Below are 2,055 nucleotides of genomic sequence, written 5' to 3' on the forward strand. Positions count from 1 at the left end.
GGCGGAGCGGAGCGCAGCCGGGGCTTGATGAGGTAGAGAAACCTGTAACAGCTCTGGTCAGGCGGTCGGGGAGACGTAGCACACGGCTGGGATGGTCTCGCCGCTGCCGAAGTGGTGGATGGTCTCGCCGATCTTCCGCCAGCCAAACCGTTCGTAGAGGCGGATAGCGGATGCGTCCTTCACCATGACATCCAGGACGAGGCGAAGCCCCTGAGTGCGAGCGTGGGACATGGCGGCCTCCAGGAGGCGTTGCCCGGCTGCTTGCTTCCTGGCTGACTGCACCACGAACAACCGTGCCAGCACGCCCACGTGGTCCGCGTCCTCGTCGCTCTGCTTGACCCAAAGGTCTACGGCAGCTTCCCCCTGCGGCTTCATTACCGCCACGTGGCCTACGATCCTGCCGCCGCTCTCTGCGACCCATGCCGCTAGGACATCCTCAGACTTGATCCATGCTTCCGGGTCGTCGACACCTTCCACCGGATAACCGTCCGTGTCGTGAACCTCGACTAGCGCCGCTGCGGCGCCGGCCAGATCGTCATCGGTGAACGGGCGGATGATCACGGATTCCAAGGTCAGTCCTCCTGCTCGACGGGGAGTTCGTAGAGCAATCCGGTTTGGTCGGCTCTATGGACGTACCGCGACACCTCGAAGGGAATGCCGTCTTGATCGAGACTGGTGTGTAGGACTTCGAGCACTGGCACCCCTGGCAACAGTTCCAAGACCGCGGCCTCTTCTGGGGTCGGCATCCGAGCGCTGATCTCGTCACGGACGCGTGTCATGACGTGCCCAAGGTCTTGGAGCCGCCCGTAGATGCCGTCCTTGCCGGTCTTGGCCTGCGTGAGAAGTGTTCCCTGGGCCTCATCCCACCGCAGGTACGTTGAAACGATCTGTACCGGCTCGTCGTCGGCGAAGTAGTGGTTCTCTCGGTGAACGACACTCTCATCGTCTGCTGGTACATCCAGGCGCTCGGCTACGTCGGCCGGCGGCTTCTCTCGCACGATCGACGGAACCTCGATCCTCGCCTCCTTGCCCTGCCGCTTTGCTTCCAGGCGGAACGGGGTCAGTCCCGTCTTCCGGTTCTTGAGCGAGTAGCGATCGCTGCCGAAGCGGAACAGCCGTTGTGGGGTCCGCACGAACACCCCGCTGCCCTGCTTGGCGGTGACGAGCCCCTGTTCGGCGAGCAGGCGCACAGCTTCACGTGCGGTGTTGCGTGCCGAACCGTACTGCTCGGCGAGTTTTCGTTCGGACGGCAGCTTGTCGCCGCTTCGGAGTTCTCCGGTCTCGATCTGGCGGCGTAGGTCTTCGGCGATGCGCCTGCTTGGTGGCTGTTCAGCAGAGGCGCCGGACGGGGTCATGACGACCACTTTAGCAACTGGCTCAAGCCAGATGCTTGACCCATGTTGCCCGTGCGTGCTGAACTGGCTTAAGCCAGTAAGTGGCTCAAGCCAGTTGGGTGCGCAACACTCGCGCGCCCTCGACTGAGGGAGTGACGCATGCCGTCGTTCAAGATCGACCTTTCGACCGCTGTGGTGTTCGTGGCGACCGCGCCGGAACCCAAGATGGTGAACAAGAAGACCGGGGAGCGGGCCGTGGACCGGGAGACCGGCGCGGACATGTCGACCGTGGGCCTGCTGGTCTCGGACGAGGGGGAGGGCAACCTCTACCAGGTGACCGTCCCGGAGACCGGCTGCCCGGAGGGTCTGGCGCCGGGTACCCCGGTCCGGGTCGTCGGGTTGAAGGCGCGGGACTGGGAGAACGAGTTCAACGGCCAGAAGCGGCACGGCATCTCGTTCCGCGCCGTGGCGATCACCCCGGCGGTCTGACCATGACCGACCTGTCCACGGTCCTGGAGACCACTGGAGCCTTAGCGGGGGCCGGCGGCCTCGGCTACGCGAAGGTGTACGCGCCGCGCGTGTACTGGTCGGTGGTCGGGCTGCCGGTCACCTGGGGCCGGTTCTCCTTCACCTACCGCTCCACGATGGACGTGTGCGGGCTGACGGTTCAGCCGTCCCGCCTGCGGGCCTTCCTGGCGCGGAACATCGCCCACACCGAGGT

Annotated in this window: 3 protein-coding genes and 1 pseudogene; 2 read left to right on the forward strand and 2 right to left on the reverse strand. The window is 65.0% G+C overall.

Going from position 1 to position 2,055, the window contains the following annotated elements; genetic code table 11:
* Positions 1-57: 57 nt before the first annotated feature.
* Positions 58-561, reverse strand: a complete 504-nt coding sequence (locus GT030_RS12725) for a GNAT family N-acetyltransferase (protein WP_346009625.1) — start codon at positions 559-561, stop codon at positions 58-60.
* An 11-nt stretch (positions 562-572) separates the two neighbouring features.
* Positions 573-1,355 (reverse strand): GntR family transcriptional regulator, encoded by a 783-nt coding sequence (locus GT030_RS12730; protein ID WP_161201204.1) that lies wholly within the window; start codon positions 1,353-1,355, stop codon positions 573-575.
* A gap of 138 nt (positions 1,356-1,493) precedes the next feature.
* On the opposite strand from GT030_RS12730, the gene GT030_RS12735 reads away from it, so the two are divergent.
* Positions 1,494-1,823, forward strand: coding sequence for a hypothetical protein (locus GT030_RS12735; RefSeq protein ID WP_161201205.1), 330 nt, complete (start codon positions 1,494-1,496; stop codon positions 1,821-1,823).
* Between the two features lie 2 nt (positions 1,824-1,825).
* Positions 1,826-2,055, forward strand: a pseudogene (locus tag GT030_RS12740) (plasmid transfer protein); the annotation flags it as partial.

It is taken from the genome of Streptomyces sp. SID1328, assembly GCF_009865595.1.
GTDB lineage: Bacteria > Actinomycetota > Actinomycetes > Streptomycetales > Streptomycetaceae > Streptomyces > Streptomyces griseoluteus.